The sequence below is a fragment of the Bacillus thuringiensis genome (assembly GCF_001595725.1).
Taxonomy (GTDB): domain Bacteria; phylum Bacillota; class Bacilli; order Bacillales; family Bacillaceae_G; genus Bacillus_A; species Bacillus_A thuringiensis_K.
In genome coordinates, this window is the sequence record NZ_CP014282.1 from 2,313,016 (window position 1) to 2,331,477 (window position 18,462).

Below are 18,462 nucleotides of genomic sequence, written 5' to 3' on the forward strand. Positions count from 1 at the left end.
TAATGAATCATGGTATAATGATATGAGACTTACATATTATTTTGCCATTTGGAGAGGAGCTTGAAAAATGTATTCTACATTAGAACAATTAACAAAGCACCCTGTATTTTATCATTTTGCAGAAATTTCAAAGATTCCTAGAGGATCAGGTAATGAAAAGGAAATTAGTGATTATTTAGTGGGCTTTGCAAAAGAGCGTAATTTAGAAGTTATTCAAGATGAAGCATTCAATGTCATTATTAAAAAAGAAGCAACAGCTGGTTATGAAAATGTACCAGCTATTATTATTCAAGGTCATATGGATATGGTTTGCGAAAAAAATCAAGCAACAGTACATGATTTTGAAAAAGATCCGATTCAATTACGAATCATTGGGGACATGTTATATGCAAATCAAACAACATTAGGTGCTGATAATGGTATTGCAGTTGCGTATGCATTAGCTTTATTAGATTCAAAAGAAATTCCGCATCCAGCACTTGAAGTCGTTATCACTACTGAAGAAGAAACGACAATGGGCGGGGCTTTTGCTATTGATCCAAATCATTTTGAAGGAAAGATATTTATAAATATTGATTCTGAAGAAGATCATAAATTACTTGTAAGTAGTGCAGGTGGTGCGAAAGCTGTTGAAACAATTCAAGTAATTTGGGATGAAACGCCAGCGAATATGGATGCATACCGTCTATATGTTGGTGGTCTAAAAGGCGGCCATTCTGGTATGGAAATTGATAAACAACGCGGTAATGCGAACAAAGTATTAGGACGAGTATTACGTGATTTATCAGTACATACGGAGTTTTACATAAGTGAAGTTCACGGCGGATTAAAAACGAATGCAATTCCGCGTGAAAGTGTAGCTACAATTTTAATTCGTACAGAAGATGTAGGACAAGTAGAAGAAAAACTAGAATCATGGACACGTGTATTACAAGAAGAAATGCGTGCTGTTGATCCAGATGTTCATGTTACACTGACAAAATTGGATGAAAAAGTTGAAAAAGTATTTGCTAAAGAGACACAAAAGCAGCTTATTTCATCATTATTCTTAATTCCGAATGGCATTCAAAGTATGAGCATGGATATTAAAGGTCTTGTAGAAAGCTCAACAAATTTAGGCGTTATTGAAACGTTGCAAGATGAAATTAAATTACGTAACGAAGTGCGAAGTTCTGTAAGTAGTTTAAAACAACATGTTGCAGAAGAAATCAAATATATTGCTGAATTAGTTGGTGCTACATTTGAAATAGAGTCAGAGTATCCAGAATGGCCATACAATCCAAACTCACAAATTCGTAATTTATTTGAAAAAGTACATCAAGAAAAATACAATAAAGAAATTGAAATCTTCGCTGTACATGCGGGAATTGAGTGTAGCGCATTCGTTCAAAAGATGCCTGAATTAGATGCAATTTCATTCGGACCAGACATCTTTAACGTCCACACTCCAGATGAACATATCAGTATCTCTTCTGTAGTGAATAACTGGGGATTCTTCGTTGATGTAATGAAGGGTACGAAAGAATTAGCTAAGTAATAACGACGAAATAAAAAGGAGCCTATAAAAATTTATAGGCTCCTTTTTTGTATTGGAATTTATCCCGCTATTTGCCGGGCAGCTCGATTGGTTTAACTAATAATCAGTAGGGGATGAATAAAACCACTACGGATTAAAGTTTCACTTTATGAGAAGTCGTTTTTCGTTAGTATGTAATATTAAGCTTGAACAATTAATAAGGATGAATTGTTGATGTTTTTTAGTACTGATGAAGGGGTGGAGAAATGAAGGGAAGAAAACATTTTATCGTTATTATGTTTTTATTGTTCTTTATATTTAGTTTTGTTGGTGTTGAGAAAATAATAGCAGAAGAAGTTGAATTTTCAGGAACAACAGCTCCATTGAATGTAAATGTTAGAGAGGCAAAAAGTTTGAATGCAAATATTGTAGATATGATTCCTGGAAATACAAAAGTATCTTTTAAAGGATGGGAGTATGGTGAAGCGGTTAAAGATTACTGGACAGGAAATTTAGATAATCGTTGGTTTTATTATTTTAAAGATGGAAAAAAAGTATATGTAACGTCAGCGTATATTAATGGAAATCCTCCAAGTACACCAAAAGACCGTAAATTATCTGTACCTAACATATTACAAGAAAGATCAAATTGGTGTTGGGCAGGCACTTCGGTTTCAGTTTTAAATTATTTTGGGAAAACTCCTTCACAAGATCAGTACGTTAGGTATGTTAAGGGTGGATCATATAATAATCCTGCAACTTCACGTGAAATACAATATGGATTATCAAGATATGGGGTTAGCTCAGCTATAAGTTCTGGAGCAAAATCGTATGATTGGTTCAAAAGTCAAATTAATAGTAATCAGCCGATGATTGCACTCATTATGTGGCAAAATGGAGCTAACATCGGACACTTTCTAGTACTTGATGGATTTTATAAAGGGACAAATGGAACAGATTATATAACGTACATGGACCCTTGGTATGGTGATCATTATAATCATAATTTCAGTACGTTCCATAACAATAATAATTTTTGGTGGAGTGAAACTGTTTATAATATCCATGCAAACTAATAATATTAAAAGCGGGGGTTCATAAATGGGAAAACTACTTAAGCTTGTGATACCGTGCATGTGCTTAATGACCGTTATTATTTTCGCTAGTAAAATTAGTTATGCATCAAAAAATAAAAGTGAATCAGTACAATCGATCGCATTAAAAGATTATCAATATAGTAAGGGAAGTTCTTCTGAAAATTTAAGTTTTGAAAAAATAACAACATCTCCATTTTCGTTACCAATCTATGAAACAATTTCAGCACAGCAAATTTTAAATAGCTCTGAATTTAAGCATTTACTATTACCAACAAATGAAAAGCTATGGTTTATTATGAAGGGTGAGCAGCCAGAAGGACTAATTGTTGCGAATGATATTGAACCGATTCGAACGGGCGGAGAAAATAAAAGTAAAGATTTATATGGATTATATAAAGCAATAAAAAATAATACAAATGAAACAAAAGATATTAGTTATTTCGAATTTGAAGGGCAAGGAATATTGGTAGTAAATCAAAATAATGATCAAGAAATATACCTTAGTAAAGGTGCCGCTGCCATATTAAAACTTCCTGCTGGTCAAAAAGTATTGAGCAGTGAAGTAATACAGAAAATGAAAGAGAGAATTGTAACTGGTTTTGAATAGTGAGAATGTCTGATTTTTTTTTGTTTATACAAGGTTGAATAGGGAACAGGATTAATGGTAGCATTAGGGCATCTTTACTGTTTGAAACCTAGTAGTGTATATAAAAAGGTTAGAGAAGTTAATTCTCTAACCTTTTTATATTAATGTCTGAAATTTAAAAAGTGATGGAGTAAACCAAATAATAAAAGTATGTCTGCTCTTATATTTTTATTTGCAATTTAAACTCGTTATATTCCGCTATCTATTGTACAACCTTTTTACATAGTTGAATTTTTTTATTTGAAAATAAGGGTGCATCTATAAAACCATAATGATAAACTAAAATACCTAATTCCACTCTAGAATTAATATGCCATTTTTCTTTAATATGATTAATTATCGTTGAAATTCTTCGAGGGGTAACATATATTTTTTTGGAAATTTCTGCATCTGTATATCCTTTTGCTACATAAATAGCCACTTCTAACTCTCTTTCGGTCAACATTCTTTTCATAAAATACGCTCCTTCGAAATTATTTATATAAAAATCAAAAGAAACTATTAAAAGAAATAAAGGTGAAAAATCATATTTATTTTAATCCGGCTATTTGCGGGTAGTAAGACTTCCACCTCAAAATTTAGATGTGGCAAAGAAGTCGGACTCCCTGTAAAAGCCTGCCTGGAGTGGACTAATAATCAGTGGGGGGATAAAACTCCCCTTAATTATTAGTGAACCATATTTTAATAATTTCTCGTATTGTGATACAAGTTTGTAAAAGAAACTATAAATCCATATAATTAGTAATTATAACTATATTAATTTTACATTACATTAAAAGTTGGAAAATATTCTTATACTCATAAAGTGTTACATTTGAGGGAGGAAATATGGAATTCTACAATCTTGGTATTATTATTAAAGAACTTAGAAAGAAAAAAAACATGTCACAATCTGAATTATGTCATGGAATATGTTCACAAAGTCAAATTAGTAAGATAGAAAAAGGTATTATTTATCCATCTAGCATATTGTTGTATCAATTATCTGAAAGACTTGGTATTGATCCAAATTATATATTTGCACTAACTAAAAATAAAAAAATAAAATATATTGAAAATGTAAAATGTGTAATGAGAGATTGTGTGAAACAAAAAGAATATAATGAGCTTTACGAAATAGTGAAAAAAGAGAAAAACGAAAATAATTTCCAATCAAAAGAAGATAAACAATTTCTATTATGGCATGAAGCGATTGCTATATATTATGTAAATGGAGCAACAATTAATGCTTTTGACATTTTAAATAGAGCACTAAAACAAACTTTAAGTAGTAGTAACTTTTTATCAGAGAAAGAAATAAGCATAATGAATTCAATCGCTATAATACATGCAGAAAATGAAGAGTATGAGAAAAGCATAAATATATTAAAACAAAGTTTAATTAATTTTAATAAGATAGAATTCCCTAGAGAAAAAGAAATCAAATTAAGACTCATTCATACGTTAACAAAATGTTTACACCTTGCAAATCAATATGAAGAAGCGATAAAGTATAGTGAAATAGGTATAAAATTAGCCATAAATATGAATACTTTATACTTATTAGGTGAATTATTCTTTGAAAAAGGTGCAATTTTATTAAAAGTTCAGCACTCTAATGAAGTTGGTTTAACATACATAAAAAAGGCATTATTTATATTTGAACTAACAGAGAGAAAACAATATATAAAAATGATCAAGGAAAAATATATTAAAAATCAAAAATAAACGAGAAAGAATTCTAACATAAACTATTCCTAATTGTTATTTATTCCTAAAAAAGTACTGTAATACGAACTATTCCTAATTGTTGTTTATTGCTAAAATAAATACCGTAATATTAGATAAATATAAAGGGTGGCATTTTATGAAATCAAGAGGAATTACTCGTAAAGCAGATAGTATGGGGCGTATTGTTATTCCAATGGAAATAAGACGGAGTTTAGGAATTGTAGAAAAAGATTCTCTTGAAATGTTTATAGAAGAGGAGCAGATTATTTTACGAAAATATCAATCTCCAAGAGCTTGTGCACTTACAGGAGATATTTCAGACAGCAATATTTCGTTAGCGAATGGGAAGATTATCGTAAGTCCAAACGGTATGGAACTGTTAATAAAGAAGTTACAGCAATATCTTTTAAAGTAAAAGGTAAGTAAGAACTTTAAAATAGAATATACTTGGAAAAAGTTCTCTATTCATTTAGGGGGCTTTTTTATTGTTATCAATAAAATTGAGAGGCCGTAGTTGGTTCAATGAAATACGGATTACCTTATGAATAGTCTGACTATTTTTTATAAAAAAACTATTTATTTACATTTTTTTGTTTCGTGTTATATTTTTAATGTTAACATAGTTGTATTGAAAATTCTGATTTTAAAATTAGGAAAACTTTAGAAAATGAAATACTCTTAATTGAATTGAAAATCATATAAACATAGTTTGAAAGTAAAGTATGAAAATGAATCAGATTTTCAAATTAAATTTGCCAAATCAATGGAGGTTCGTGGGGGAAATGTAACTAAGAAGAAATCTCTTATACTCCACGTTTTTTATTTGTAAATCGGTAATTCTAATAGCTCTGACGAAAAGTAAAGGAGTAAAAAAGAAGTGGATAGTTTGTTTAATAGAAGATAGGGTGTAAAAAATAAAACAACGGAGGTTTTATAATGAATAAAGGAATACTGCAGATTACGGAAATTGAAGAAATTACTATTCCTAATGTATTGAATGATAAAATGAAGAGTTTGATAGACAATGAATTGAAAACCCATAATCCCTATACTTGTGATCAAGAAATAGCAGCATATTTTTCAAAAGAGTGGCTTACTTGTTTGATTGAATACTCAATGGAAACTCCGAATTCAGATATAAAAAAACTACTACATATGATAAAAGTAGCGAATTGTGGTGGGAACGTACCGCCTACTCTTATTAAAAATACTCCATGTGATCCTATGGAAACCCTATTACCTGGAGAAAATCGCAAAGGTTTTAATTATGGTGAAGACGAAAACGATAGAATGAAAAAATATTTTTATGCAGAATGGGTGACATGGCTTTTTGCCACACTTTTTAATTATGATGCTTTAATTCATCCATCCGAACATGCAGGGAAAAATAGATTTCATCTCATTTCCCCTTTAAACAACGATGAAGTTTTGCGAAATGTCGGTGCAAGCACCGGTGGCGGGAACTTTTATCAACATAACGATGCCACAGTGTATACAGATATGAAAGACCAGTCAGATATTGAAGCGAGATTGAATACATTCAATACGAATTTAGAAATTGTATCAAATAGACTTAATAAATCCGTGGAACGAATAGTGTCTGAAATTACTTGTGGCAAATTTACTAGAGTTGATGCTCTTTTATTAAAAGGAGTGTTAAATTTAAAAACTCAAACTCATATTGGAACCCCAAAATTACTTCAAAAGCATCTTGAAGAAAATTTCTTCAATAAAGATGACATATTGGCGATAAGTAAAATGCCTATTGCTCATATCGCAGGAATGGCTGATGGTGAAATATCTGGATTTGTAGGGGAAATAAACCAAATTATATTTTTAGATGATAATGGTGATATTATTGCAACTTGTTTGAATGGAGCAGAAAATAGATTGATTTATGTGGGAGAAAGTGAAGAAGAAAAATTGAAATTTGACATGTTTTTAGAACTCTTACGAACAACGCCTACTTATAAGGTTCCACTTACATCTGAAGATTTATTAATTATACCAAATTCATACTATGGTAAACAAACAAATGTAACTCATGGTAGGGAAAGGTTATCTGGGGAAGAATATAAAATCCCGATTGGAAATAATAAATACGGAAGAAGAATTGTTTGCAGGCAATACGTTTCCAGCCGATTACGTGATCAGAAAGAAAGTTACTTTACAGATATTATTAACTAGTTTAAAGAGAGGAGGGACGATGGGGAGGTTTGGAGTATAATAGCTCAAGCCTTCCCATATTCTTTGTATGGATTTTACTATTGAATTACTCATATTACTATTTTTAGTAGCTGTAATAGCAGGGTGGATAGATACGATTGCTGGAGGCGGTGGTATGATAACTATCCCGATAATGTTATTAGTAGGTATGTCTCCTTCTGTAGCGATAGCAACTAATAAACTGCAAGGGAGTAGCGGAACTCTCATGGCGACAGTGTTTTTTATTAAGAAGAAAGAAATTAATCTTAAAGAAATGCGTTTGTCCATCTTAATGACCTTTTTTGGATCAGTTTTGGGTGGATGGCTTGTTTTACAGATACGAGCAGAATATCTAATTATGATATTACCTTTTTTACTTGTTTTTATTGGCATTTATTTTCTATTATCTCCAAATATAGCAAACGAAGATCGACCGAGAAAAATAAGTATGTTGTTGTTTGCGTTAACAGTGGCTCCGTTAGTGGGATTTTATGATGGTTTCTTCGGCCCAGGAACAGGTAGCTTGATTGCTTTAGCATTCATTCTTTTATGTGGATATAGTGCTACACGGGCAACTGCAAATGCTAAGATTTTGAATTTTACTAGTAATTTCGCTGCTTTGTTGTATTTTATTATTTTTGGCCAAATCGATTGGACAATTGGATTGATTATGATGCTTGGTCAAATTATAGGGTCATATATTGGGGCGAAGATGGTGCTTACAAAAGGGACGTTATTAATACGACCAATAGTGGTTATTGTTTGCTTTGTCATGGCAATTAAGATTTTTTTACAAAATATGAACTAAATGTAATGAATATAGTGTTTGTATCGAAGTTAGATTGTTTTCATGTTGTTATTGCAGTATTACACTGTTTAAGATGTGTTCAAAATTAAACAATTTGACTGGTGTAATGTATTGCGTTATGCTTTTTCTAGTATAAAAGAAAGGCTTGAAGATAATGATTCGTCGTTTGAGAAAGCTAAAAAATGTAGCAGTCGTAGTAAGCTTCTAAGTAAATTATAAAATCTACTATACTTAGAAGCGAGGAATAAAGTTATGAAGTATCCATTATTTAATCATTGGTCAGAAACAAAGTATATAAAAGATATAGTAACAAATCCACTCATTGAAGTAGGAGAGTACTCCTATTATTCAGGGTATTATAGTCATCAAAATTTTGAAGATGGCTGTGTAAGGTATTTGTGGGGAGATGCTAAGTCCCAAGCACTGTTCAATCCAATTGAACAGATGGGATGGCACCTTGACAAACTCATTATTGGGAATTATGTTTGCATTGCAAGTGGGGTAGTCATTTTAATGGGTGGTAATCATAATCATCACTCAGAATGGATTACAGTATATCCATTCGCTGAGCAAATTAAACAATCATATGAACCTAAGGGAGATACAGTCATTAAAAGTGATGCTTGGATTGGAATGAATGCTATAATAATGCCTGGCGTTACTATTGGTGAAGGTGCAATTGTTGCTGCAGGATCTGTCGTAAGTAAAGATGTTCCGCCGTATACAATAGTTGGTGGAAATCCTGCTAAGGAAATAAAGAAACGATTCACTGATACAGAAATAAACATGTTAATGGAAATGCGTTGGTTTGATTGGGATAGGAAATTGATTGAGAAGGCAATTCCGCTGTTATCTAGTCCATCCATCGAATCATTATTTGCTTTTTATAAAAATGAAGTGAAAAATAAATAAATCAGTTAGAAAAACTACATCCAGTATAGGGTGTAGTTTTTTATTTTTTGTAAATGTGGAACAAATGTATTATTTAGATTGTCTATTAACTGTAATCCTAAAAAATATGAAAGTGTGAATCATTTTGAAAAATATAAGGGGATTAAAAATAAGGATATGTGTGGAAATACAAAGTATTAGCGCACCTAAAAGTGTCGGATGAGATGGTCTATATGAAAGCGATTCTAACGTTTTATATGTATATACAATTTGAGAACACTGTCTATTTTTTTTCGGGATTATGTTGGAATAACGCTTTTTAAGTACAAAGAAATTGGAGGTAACAGAAGTGAAAGGTATGTTTTGCAAGAGAGTTATTGCAATAGTAACAGTGCTTACAATATTTTGTAGCATGGTCGTTACAATTGGAAGAGCAGCAGCGGAAACAGTTCCTGCTATAGACGTTGAAGCAGGATCAGCAATTTTAATAGAAGCAAATTCCGGAAAAATTTTATATGAAAAAAATGCAGATGAATCATTGGCAATTGCTAGTATGACAAAAATGATGAGCGAATACTTAGTTCATGAAGCGGTGGATAAAGGAAAACTTAAATGGGATCAAAAAGTTAAAATCTCTGAATATGCACATAAGATTTCGCAAGATCGTTCACTATCAAATGTTCCATTAGAAAATGGTGGCTCTTATACGGTAAAAGAGTTATATGAGGCAATGGCAATTTACTCTGCAAATGGTGCAACAATTGCTTTAGTTGAACAGATTGCTGGTAAAGAGGTCAATTTTGTAAAAATGATGAACGATAAGTCAAAAGAGTTTGGTATGAAAGATTATAAGCTTGTAAACTCTACCGGCTTAACAAATCAAGATTTAAAAGGATATCATCTAGAAGGGACAACTCTAGACGAGAAAAATAAAATGTCTGCAAGGGATTGTGCAATTTTAGCACAACGTCTTATTCAAGATTTCCCCCAAATATTAAATACAGCAAAAATTCCTAAAAAAACATTTCAAGAGGGTGTAAATATCCAATTGATATGGCGAACTTTAATTGGATGTTAAAAGGTTTAATTAAGCAATATGAAGGTGTAGATGGTTTGAAAACAGGAACGACTCCAGAAGCGGGAGATTGTTTCACTGGTACAGTAGAAAGAAATGGTATGCGCCTAATTTCTGTAGTGATAAAAGCAAAATCTCATACGGCACGTTTTGATGAAACAAAGAAATTATACGATTATGGATTTGCGAATTTTGAAGTGAAGAATGTCTACGGAAAAGATTCAGTAGTAAAAGGGCATGAAACAGTTCGAGTAGCAAATGCAAAAGAAAAAGATGTAGTAGTTCAAATGAAACAAGCTGTTTCGCTTCCAATGCCGAAGGGCAACAAAGACATTTATAAAAAAGAATTTAAAGTATCGAATACGGAACAAGAAGCGCCTATTAAAAAAGGTGTAACAATTAGTAAAATGATTATCTCGTCTAAAGATAATACAGATCCTGGGTTCTTATCAGGTAATTCATTACAAATAGACCTTGTAACAAAATCTGATGTGGAACAAGCAAATTGGCTTACACGTTTTATACGTAAAACAGGATCTTTTTTTAGTGGTATGTGGGATCGTGCGATTGATATAGTAAAAAGCTAATTTTATAGGATACAACTAAATATTAGTTTGAAACAAAAGGTTTCAAAGCACTATAGATTCTTATGTGGATAGCTTGGAATGTCAGGGTGTAATTTTTTCTTCTTACTTTGTGCATTGCAATGACACTACTTTTTTCTATAGTTTTGTATCATTTAATCGAAAAGAAATGTATCAACTGGGCAAAACAAAGAACAACAATTTTTTTGAAAAAAAGTATAATTCCTAGGGAGATTTTATTTCTTTAGTAAATATACGAATATGACCGATTCCTTAGTATACTTGGGAATCGGTCAATTTTGGATTCTAAATGTAAATATAGTAAAGTGGAATATAATTGAAATCGAAAACCACTTAGAAATAACAATTACGGTGTGAGCTATTGTATAGTATAGATATATTTAACAATAAAGGGGGAATACATATGTGGAAGCGATTTGTAGCAATTGGTGATAGTTTTACAGAGGGGATAGGGGATGAAGTTGAGGGAATTGCATTAAAAAGCTGGGTAGATCATTTTGTTCAACTGTGTGAAAAAGATATAGAATATGCCAATTTTGCAAAGCGTGGGTTAGTAACTGAAGAAATTCGCTTGCAGCAATTAGAAAAGGCGTTAACTTTTAATCCAGATTTGGTTAGTCTCATTGCAGGGGCAAACGATGTTTTAAAAGGACGTTGGAATCATGATGCATATAAGAACGATATGGAATTTATGATAAATACATTAAGTAAAGCAGGGGCTGATATTATTATAGCAAACCTTCCTGATTTTACAGTTAGGCTTCCTTTTGCTTCTGAAAAAAAACAAGTAATAAAAGAACAATTATTAGAGGCAAATGAAGTTATACATTCACTGAGCAGAGAGTATAAGCTTCATCATGTTGATTTTTGGAATCATCATTTAGTTAATGACAATACGCTTTGGTCTAAGGATTTAATTCATCCAAACTCAAAAGGATATGTAAAAGTTGCTGAATTGATTTTTAGTAGTTTGTCTGTACAGAAGACAAAATAATAGTTTGTAATTTAACAAATATGATATTAATTGTATTTAAGCTATGTTTTTTAATAAATGGAAAGAACTAAACATTTAGCAAACAAAGCGTATCTACGATATATTTCTAAAGTAGTGTACAAATACAGAATTACAAGAAAAGATCACCTACGGAAATAGGTGATCTTTAAACATTCTTATACCTAAATTAATATATTAGATTACTAAATAAATTCGTACTACATAAAAATTAAGTTCTTTTATAGAAAAACTGATGATACATTAGCGTAAAATATATTATATCTTACAAGAGATTCATAACAACATTATATAATAATATAGTCAAATTATATTTTAGGGATTTACCCCGATTGTGTATAATGTGTAATTTTTTTGAAGCAGTAATGTCTAATAGATTAAATAGGTAGTAAATGTATAGGTTCAATACTATATGATTCAATCTTTGTTATGAGTGCATTAGTAATTGTTAGTATTATATTTTTAATATCTATTTTAGTTATTGGAATTAATTTGAATAGAAAATATGTAGGATAGAGAAAGGTACATATACTTTAATGTATATGTATCTTTTTATTTAGTAGGATTTATAGTCTCTATAAACTATTATGTTAATAAAATTAAAAAACTTTATTCTTAATATCCCTATGGTTAAAGCTATCTATAAAATGAAAATATAACTAAATAATAGTTTTGTTATGATTTGTGGATTTGGTTTTTTATCCGAATTTTCTGATTCAAATATTTCAACTTTATGAATATAGTAGGTGAAATATTTGTGTGATAGTATTTGAGATAGAAAAAAGCCAACTTTAAAAAGGATGTGAATTGAATGTGCAAACAACTGTAAATGGTTATATTAAGGTAATGTTTAACTAAGGTAAAGGTCTATTTTGTAACAGTTGATATAAAGACGAAGAAATAGGTGCACTCTTATTTATCAGATTATTTAAAATATGAGAAACCTTGAGATTAGTCTAGGTTTTGACGAAGTTAAATTCTAGATGAAATCTTTATAATGATTAATTAGGTTTAATAAAGGGGTACCTTATACGCAAAGGTGTTTATATTAGTAACCTAAGGAGCTTGCTTTTATGAAAACTACTGATTCAAAAGGCCTATTAGGAAATAGGGTTTATTTACAAGTTTTCTCTGCTTATTCATTGCTTATGCTTGGTGTTTTTATTGATATGTTAGCGATTATGACTATAGTTGGATTTGAATGGGAAGTAGATCCTACTATGATTGGATTGATTCCTGTTGCATACGCACTTCCAGGAATTATTTTTGGCTCATGGGCAGGTGTTATTGCAGATCGTTTTAGAAAAATTCCAATTATGATGTTCTGTAATCTAATGGTTGGTCTAATAACGATTGCTCTTTTATTTGTACAAGATATCCACTGGCTCTTAGTAGCATTAATGATTCGTTCCATTTTTATTGTTTTCTATTATCCTGCACAGCAAACACTAACAAGACAGATTGTATCCCCGGATTTGCTTACTAAAGCAGTAAGTATCAACGGAATAGTAGAGCAGGGTACCAAAATAGTAGGCCCGCTTATAGGGGGGATGTTGCTGAGTTGGTTTCAACCAGAGTTCTGCCTCATTATGAGAGCTATAAGTTGTTTATTAGCTACCTTAGTTCTGATACCCACAATAAAATTTAAAGAAACTATATCGAAAGAATTTGTTGAAAAGCAAAAACAAAGTACTTGGACCGCTTGGGTACAAGGATGGAGTTATGTGTTATCTAATCGGATAATATTATCAACTATGATTTTCGTTACAATAGCCATGGCAGTATTACAATTAGTAGACTCACAATTTCCAACTTTATTTAAGAGCTTATTCCCACATGATAAAAGTAAAATGGGATATATCATTTCTATTATTGGTCTTGGCGGAATACTTGGTGCATTACTAACTCAGAAATTAAAACAATTTCAATATGGCAGGGTAGTATGTGGAGGTATGGTTTTAATGGGAATTGGTTTTGGCGGGATCGGTTTGATAACGCCCAGTACGGTCTTCGTTTTGGCCTACTTAATTAGTTTTATCGCTGGTATTGGAAGTGGGCTGATGCTTGTATCTAATCAAGTCATTTTACAAATAGAATCCGATCAAGATCAAGTAGGAAGAGTATTTGGTATTCAAAGCAGTTTAACAAACGCAGTTCTAATTATTTCTCCTGCTATGAGTGGCCCATTAGTGCATTTGTTTGGAGTAACTCAACTCTATGTTTATGGAGGGGTTGGGCTTGTTATTATTGGAGTAATTGGAGTTTCACTGCAGAAATATTTATGGGCTAAACATAAACACGAACCTATAAGAGCAAATAATTTTTGAAGGGGAGATTTTTATGACCAATGAGGAATGTTATCCATTAAGCCATCCGCAGCGAAGAATATGGTATACAGAAGTTATTCATTCTGATAAAGGAATATGTAATTTAAGATTTTTATTTAAACTTCATCGGAAAATGAATTATTCAAAATTAAACCAAGTTGTGAATCGCGTTATCAGTGAAAATGACGGTCTGTGCATTAGGTTAAAAGAAAATGGGCATCAGGAACCAAAACAATATTTTATTAAACATGAAGAACAAGAATTTGAGTTTTTTGATTTCAGTAATGTGGAGAATACAAATTTGCTTGAGGAATGGATTGAGCAGAAAACAAAAGAAACGTTTACATTATTTAATTCAAATTTATACTATTTCGCTTTAATAAAATTAAACGATAATGAATGTGCAGTCTTTGGAAATGTTCATCATATTATTATGGATGGTTTATCAATTCAAATATTTACTGAGCAAATTGCAAAATATTATTATGAAATGCATAACGAGAATGAGGAAGGCGAAATTAAAAATTCATATGTTCAATTCCTGACTAATGAACAAACATACTTGAATAGTAGTCGCTTTCAAAAAGATCAAAAATTCTGGTTAGAGGAATTTAAAACACTGCCATCTGTGACTGGATTGAAGCCCTATAATACGTACCAAGTTAGTACCAAAGCATCACGTGAGACATTTATATTAACGGAGCATTTGAAGAGAAAGATAGAAAAATTTTCTGAAGATTACAAAATTAGTTTATACACTTTTTTTGTTGCTGCTTTCTCGTTGTCCATGTATCGGTGGACTTTATCGCTTGATATTGGTTTAGGAATGGCTTACGGCAACCGTATAACTAAAATGGAACGAAAATTGATTGGAATGATGGTGAGTACAGTTCCTTTAAGAATGGATATTGATCCAGAAGAAGAAGTACTTTCATTTATTAGTAGGGTGTCCAGAAAACAAAGCAAATTATTGAGACACCAGAAATATCCATTTGATTTGTTGTTAAAGCAGATTAATAAAGAGAATAATAGTAATGTGAGACTTTTCGGAACTACGATTGATTATAGGGATCGCGATGAAAGTGGTGACTCACTATGGATTCCAAACCATGAAGAGGTACAAGATTTTGCAGTGCATATTGAAAATCTAATTGATATTGACTCTTTACATGTACATATTGATTATCGTGAGGAGCTATTTTCTAAGGAAGAGATAAAACGGTTTTTTAACGTGATGTTAGCGATAATGGAAAACACTTTTGAAAAACCAAAGCAGAAGGTAGCTGAAATCGAAATCATTTCTGATGAAGATAAAAGAAAAAGTTTAGTTGAGTTCAACAATCCTAAGCTGGATTTCCCATCTCAAGTAACTATTCATGAATTGTTCGAACAGCAAGCGTTGAACTATCCAAGCGATATTGCAGTTACGTATGGCAAAGAAAAAGTTACTTATAGGGAGCTTAATGAACGCGCAAATCAGTTAGCTCATTATTTGCAGAAAAAGGGAGTAAGACCTGATACTTTAGTTGGACTGTGTGTTGAACGTTCCCTCGAAATGATTGTAGGTATTTTAGGAATTTTGAAGGCTGGTGGGGCTTATGTTCCACTTGATCCAACATATCCAGAGCAGCGACTTCAATATATTTTAGAAGATGCTAGCATTCAGTTATTCGTAACGCAAGAAAGTTTAAAAGAATTGAAATGTTTACCAGAAAATGTTAAGTCGATTTTCCTGGATCGTGATCAAGATGAGATTGGGAAAGAAAGTAAGACTTTGCCTGTTTCTGATGTCGGTCCCAAAAATCTGGCATATGTAATCTATACTTCGGGATCAACGGGAAATCCAAAGGGCGTTATGATAGAGCATCACAATGTCATTCGGTTATTTAAATCGACGGATTGTTGGTATCAATTTAATGAAAAAGATACTTGGACGCTTTTTCATTCGTATGCATTTGATTTCTCAGTATGGGAAATTTGGGGAGCATTATTATATGGTGGAAAATTAGTTGTTGTTCCGTACTGGATTAGTCGATCACCTAAGGATTTTTATCAATTATTGGTGGAGGAAGAAGTCACAGTTCTAAATCAGACACCTTCCGCATTTCGACAATTAATACGAGTGTGTGAACAAGAAGATAAGAATAAAAATTTGCAGCTGCGTTACGTAATATTTGGCGGAGAAGCGTTAGAACCTATTAGCTTGTTACCGTGGTTTAAAAGGTATGGGGAGAAAAAACCACAGTTAATTAATATGTATGGAATTACAGAAACTACAGTTCATGTTACATATTATCCAATTACTTTAGATGATGTGCAGCATGCTTCAAGAAGTAATATTGGAAAGCGGATTCCCGATTTAGAAGTGTATATACTAGATGCTTATCAACAACCTGTTCCTATAGGTGTTGATGGTGAACTTTATATTGGTGGAGCAGGATTGGCACGTGGGTATTTAAATAGACCTGAATTAACAGCAGAGCGTTTTATATCTCATCCATTTAGTAGTGATCCGAAAGCAAGATTATACCGGACAGGAGACTTAGCGAGGTATTTGCCAGATGGGAATCTAGATTATCGTGGAAGAATTGATCATCAGGTTAAAATACGTGGTTTCAGAATTGAGATTGGGGAAATTGAGTCTACTTTACATACATATGCATATGTAAAAGAGGCAGTTGTAATTGTAAGAGAAGATCAGCCGGGTGATAAAAGATTAGTAGCATATGTTGTAGGAGATGGAAATGTAGATGCGTGGAGAGAGTATCTTAAAGCGAAACTACCAAGTTATATGGTTCCTGCGGGATTTGTGGCGATGGAAGCTATTCCACTTACAGCTAACGGTAAAGTTGATCGTGAGGCCTTACCTATGCCGGAGGAAACGCAGATTAATAGTGAATGTGTTGGCCCTCGGAATAGTAACGAACAGATACTAACTACCATTTGGAAGAGAGTATTAGGTGTTAAAAAGGTGGGAATCTATGATAATTTCTTTGAAATTGGTGGCGACTCGATTCTCAGTATTCAAATCATATCTCAAGCAAGTCAAGTGGGGTTAAAACTTACTCCAAAGCAAATGTTTGAATGCCCAACTATCGCTGAGCTGGCACAAGTGGCTATAGAAACGCAGGGAGTACAAGCGGAGCAGGGAATTGTGATAGGTGATGTGCCTCTTACTCCAATTCAGTGCTGGTTCTTCGAGCAAGAACATCCACATACAGAGCATTGGAATCAATCAATGCTTTTAAGAGTAAAAGAAAGATTGGATGTGAAATTACTAGAGGGAGCGATATTAAATTTACTGAAACATCATGATGCTTTACGTTTCCGGTACGAACAGTTACCAAACGGAACGTGGAGGCAGAGAAATGAAGGGACTGATGAGCTGTCAGTACTCCATGTTGTAAAACGGAATCAAGTTAATGAAAAAGAGTGGAATAAAATAATACAAGAAGAGATGAATATTCATCAAGCTAGTTTCAATTTAATTACTGGTCCGTTAATGAAAGTAGTGTACTTTGAAGATAACTTGACTGAAAATGATCGAATATTCTGGGTGATACATCATTTAGTAGTAGATGGAGTGTCATGGAGGATTCTATTGGAAGATTTACAGGTGGTATATAACCAGATGAAACAAGGTCAAGAAATTCGCTTACCTGCGAAAAGTACATCTTTTAAAGAATGGTCTGAACGACTTCAGACATACAGTGATTCGGGTATTTCAAAAGAAGTAAAGGATTATTGGAATGAACAAGTAGAAAAAGCAACGATGAAAATTCCAATGGACTATCCAATACAAGAAACGACAGAAGAATCGATTGATCAAGTGACGAGGACTTTAGGAATAGAAGAAACACAAGCATTGTTTCACGAAGTTCTAGTCACTCATAAGACAAGGATTGATGAGGTATTATTGGCGGCATTAGGACAAGCTATCGTCGATTGTACAAATCAGCAAACCGTTTCTATTCATCTAGAAGGACACGGGAGAGAAGAGATGATTGAAGGTATTGATTTATCAAGGACAGTGGGCTGGTTCACGAGTATTTATCCCGTTCATCTCAATTTTCAAGGAACTCAGACACCTATTGAAGGGTTAAAGGCAGTCAAAGAGCAATTGCGTCGAATCCCAAATCGCGGAGTTGACTATGGTATTTTACGTTACTTGAATAAAGGATTACTTCCGTTTTATCAGCAAAAGCCTTCAATAAGCTTTAACTATTTGGGCCAATTTGATCAGGTGTTTTCAAGGGACTCTTTGTTTATGCAAGAGACAGGATTTACATTTTTAGATCATGCTCCAGATTCCAAACCATCTCATCTAATTGATGTTATCGGAATGGTGAAAGATGAAAAGTTACATTTTATTTGGATGTATAGTAGGGAACAGTTTTCTAAATTAAAAATTCAAGTGATAGCAGATGGTATGTTGAGGCATCTTCGTCAACTTATAAATAAACCAACAACAGAGTCTGCTTTTACGGTATCAGATTTTGCTGATGCAGAGGATCTTACGGAAGAAAGCTTGAGCAAAGTATTACTTAAATTAACAAAGAAGAGGGTGTAA

Annotated in this window: 12 protein-coding genes and 2 pseudogenes; 13 read left to right on the plus strand and 1 reads right to left on the minus strand. The window is 32.5% G+C overall.

Annotated features, from left to right (window positions below):
- The first annotated feature begins 67 nt into the window (after positions 1–67).
- From pepD to AXW78_RS11810, 3 genes are all read left to right on the plus strand, one after another.
- Positions 68–1,537 (plus strand): beta-Ala-His dipeptidase, encoded by a 1,470-nt coding sequence (pepD, locus tag AXW78_RS11800; protein ID WP_061884163.1) that lies wholly within the window; start codon positions 68–70, stop codon positions 1,535–1,537.
- A 245-nt stretch (positions 1,538–1,782) separates the two neighbouring features.
- On the plus strand, positions 1,783–2,592 hold the full coding sequence (locus AXW78_RS11805; RefSeq protein ID WP_000678378.1) for a C39 family peptidase: 810 nt from the start codon (positions 1,783–1,785) through the stop codon (positions 2,590–2,592).
- A gap of 25 nt (positions 2,593–2,617) precedes the next feature.
- Positions 2,618–3,220 carry a hypothetical protein gene (locus AXW78_RS11810; RefSeq protein WP_000517278.1) on the plus strand — a complete coding sequence of 201 codons (603 nt, stop codon included), beginning with the start codon at positions 2,618–2,620 and terminating at the stop codon, positions 3,218–3,220.
- 241 nt (positions 3,221–3,461) lie between these two features.
- Here the strand turns inward: AXW78_RS11810 and AXW78_RS11815 are convergent, their stop codons facing one another.
- The gene (locus AXW78_RS11815; RefSeq protein WP_000827560.1) at positions 3,462–3,713 is read right to left on the minus strand and encodes a response regulator transcription factor; all 252 of its coding nucleotides are present in this window, start codon (positions 3,711–3,713) and stop codon (positions 3,462–3,464) included.
- Positions 3,714–4,087: 374 nt separating this feature from the next.
- On the opposite strand from AXW78_RS11815, the gene AXW78_RS11820 reads away from it, so the two are divergent.
- The 10 genes and pseudogenes from AXW78_RS11820 to AXW78_RS11860 all read left to right on the plus strand — a co-directional run bounded on the left by AXW78_RS11820 (position 4,088) and on the right by AXW78_RS11860 (position 18,462).
- On the plus strand, positions 4,088–4,966 hold the full coding sequence (locus AXW78_RS11820) for a helix-turn-helix domain-containing protein (protein ID WP_000397975.1): 879 nt from the start codon (positions 4,088–4,090) through the stop codon (positions 4,964–4,966).
- A gap of 139 nt (positions 4,967–5,105) precedes the next feature.
- Positions 5,106–5,384, plus strand: coding sequence for an AbrB/MazE/SpoVT family DNA-binding domain-containing protein (locus AXW78_RS11825; RefSeq protein ID WP_000842217.1), 279 nt, complete (start codon positions 5,106–5,108; stop codon positions 5,382–5,384).
- 521 nt (positions 5,385–5,905) lie between these two features.
- A complete protein-coding gene (locus AXW78_RS11830; RefSeq protein ID WP_046946296.1) occupies positions 5,906–7,156 on the plus strand; it encodes a hypothetical protein in 1,251 nt (416 codons plus the stop codon).
- 67 nt (positions 7,157–7,223) lie between these two features.
- The gene (locus AXW78_RS11835; RefSeq protein ID WP_061884164.1) at positions 7,224–7,982 is read left to right on the plus strand and encodes a TSUP family transporter; all 759 of its coding nucleotides are present in this window, start codon (positions 7,224–7,226) and stop codon (positions 7,980–7,982) included.
- Positions 7,983–8,234: 252 nt separating this feature from the next.
- On the plus strand, positions 8,235–8,894 hold the full coding sequence (locus AXW78_RS11840) for a CatB-related O-acetyltransferase (RefSeq protein WP_000876936.1): 660 nt from the start codon (positions 8,235–8,237) through the stop codon (positions 8,892–8,894).
- A 328-nt stretch (positions 8,895–9,222) separates the two neighbouring features.
- A pseudogene (locus tag AXW78_RS11845) lies at positions 9,223–10,535 on the plus strand (D-alanyl-D-alanine carboxypeptidase family protein).
- A 92-nt stretch (positions 10,536–10,627) separates the two neighbouring features.
- A pseudogene (locus AXW78_RS33810) lies at positions 10,628–10,780 on the plus strand (acyltransferase family protein); the annotation flags it as partial.
- A 176-nt stretch (positions 10,781–10,956) separates the two neighbouring features.
- A complete protein-coding gene (locus AXW78_RS11850; protein ID WP_061884165.1) occupies positions 10,957–11,547 on the plus strand; it encodes an SGNH/GDSL hydrolase family protein in 591 nt (196 codons plus the stop codon).
- Positions 11,548–12,638: 1,091 nt separating this feature from the next.
- On the plus strand, positions 12,639–13,892 hold the full coding sequence (locus tag AXW78_RS11855) for an MFS transporter (protein ID WP_061884166.1): 1,254 nt from the start codon (positions 12,639–12,641) through the stop codon (positions 13,890–13,892).
- 13 nt (positions 13,893–13,905) lie between these two features.
- Positions 13,906–18,462 carry a non-ribosomal peptide synthetase gene (locus tag AXW78_RS11860; protein WP_061884167.1) on the plus strand — a complete coding sequence of 1,519 codons (4,557 nt, stop codon included), beginning with the start codon at positions 13,906–13,908 and terminating at the stop codon, positions 18,460–18,462.

Coding starts and splice junctions, on each gene's coding strand:
- pepD (WP_061884163.1), top strand. CDS start 68: ATGTATTCTACATTAGAACAATTAACAAAGCACCCTGTATTTTATCAT.
- AXW78_RS11805 (WP_000678378.1), top strand. CDS start 1,783: ATGAAGGGAAGAAAACATTTTATCGTTATTATGTTTTTATTGTTCTTT.
- AXW78_RS11810 (WP_000517278.1), top strand. CDS start 2,618: ATGGGAAAACTACTTAAGCTTGTGATACCGTGCATGTGCTTAATGACC.
- AXW78_RS11815 (WP_000827560.1), bottom strand. CDS start 3,713: ATGAAAAGAATGTTGACCGAAAGAGAGTTAGAAGTGGCTATTTATGTA.
- AXW78_RS11820 (WP_000397975.1), top strand. CDS start 4,088: ATGGAATTCTACAATCTTGGTATTATTATTAAAGAACTTAGAAAGAAA.
- AXW78_RS11825 (WP_000842217.1), top strand. CDS start 5,106: ATGAAATCAAGAGGAATTACTCGTAAAGCAGATAGTATGGGGCGTATT.
- AXW78_RS11830 (WP_046946296.1), top strand. CDS start 5,906: ATGAATAAAGGAATACTGCAGATTACGGAAATTGAAGAAATTACTATT.
- AXW78_RS11835 (WP_061884164.1), top strand. CDS start 7,224: ATGGATTTTACTATTGAATTACTCATATTACTATTTTTAGTAGCTGTA.
- AXW78_RS11840 (WP_000876936.1), top strand. CDS start 8,235: ATGAAGTATCCATTATTTAATCATTGGTCAGAAACAAAGTATATAAAA.
- AXW78_RS11850 (WP_061884165.1), top strand. CDS start 10,957: ATGTGGAAGCGATTTGTAGCAATTGGTGATAGTTTTACAGAGGGGATA.
- AXW78_RS11855 (WP_061884166.1), top strand. CDS start 12,639: ATGAAAACTACTGATTCAAAAGGCCTATTAGGAAATAGGGTTTATTTA.
- AXW78_RS11860 (WP_061884167.1), top strand. CDS start 13,906: ATGACCAATGAGGAATGTTATCCATTAAGCCATCCGCAGCGAAGAATA.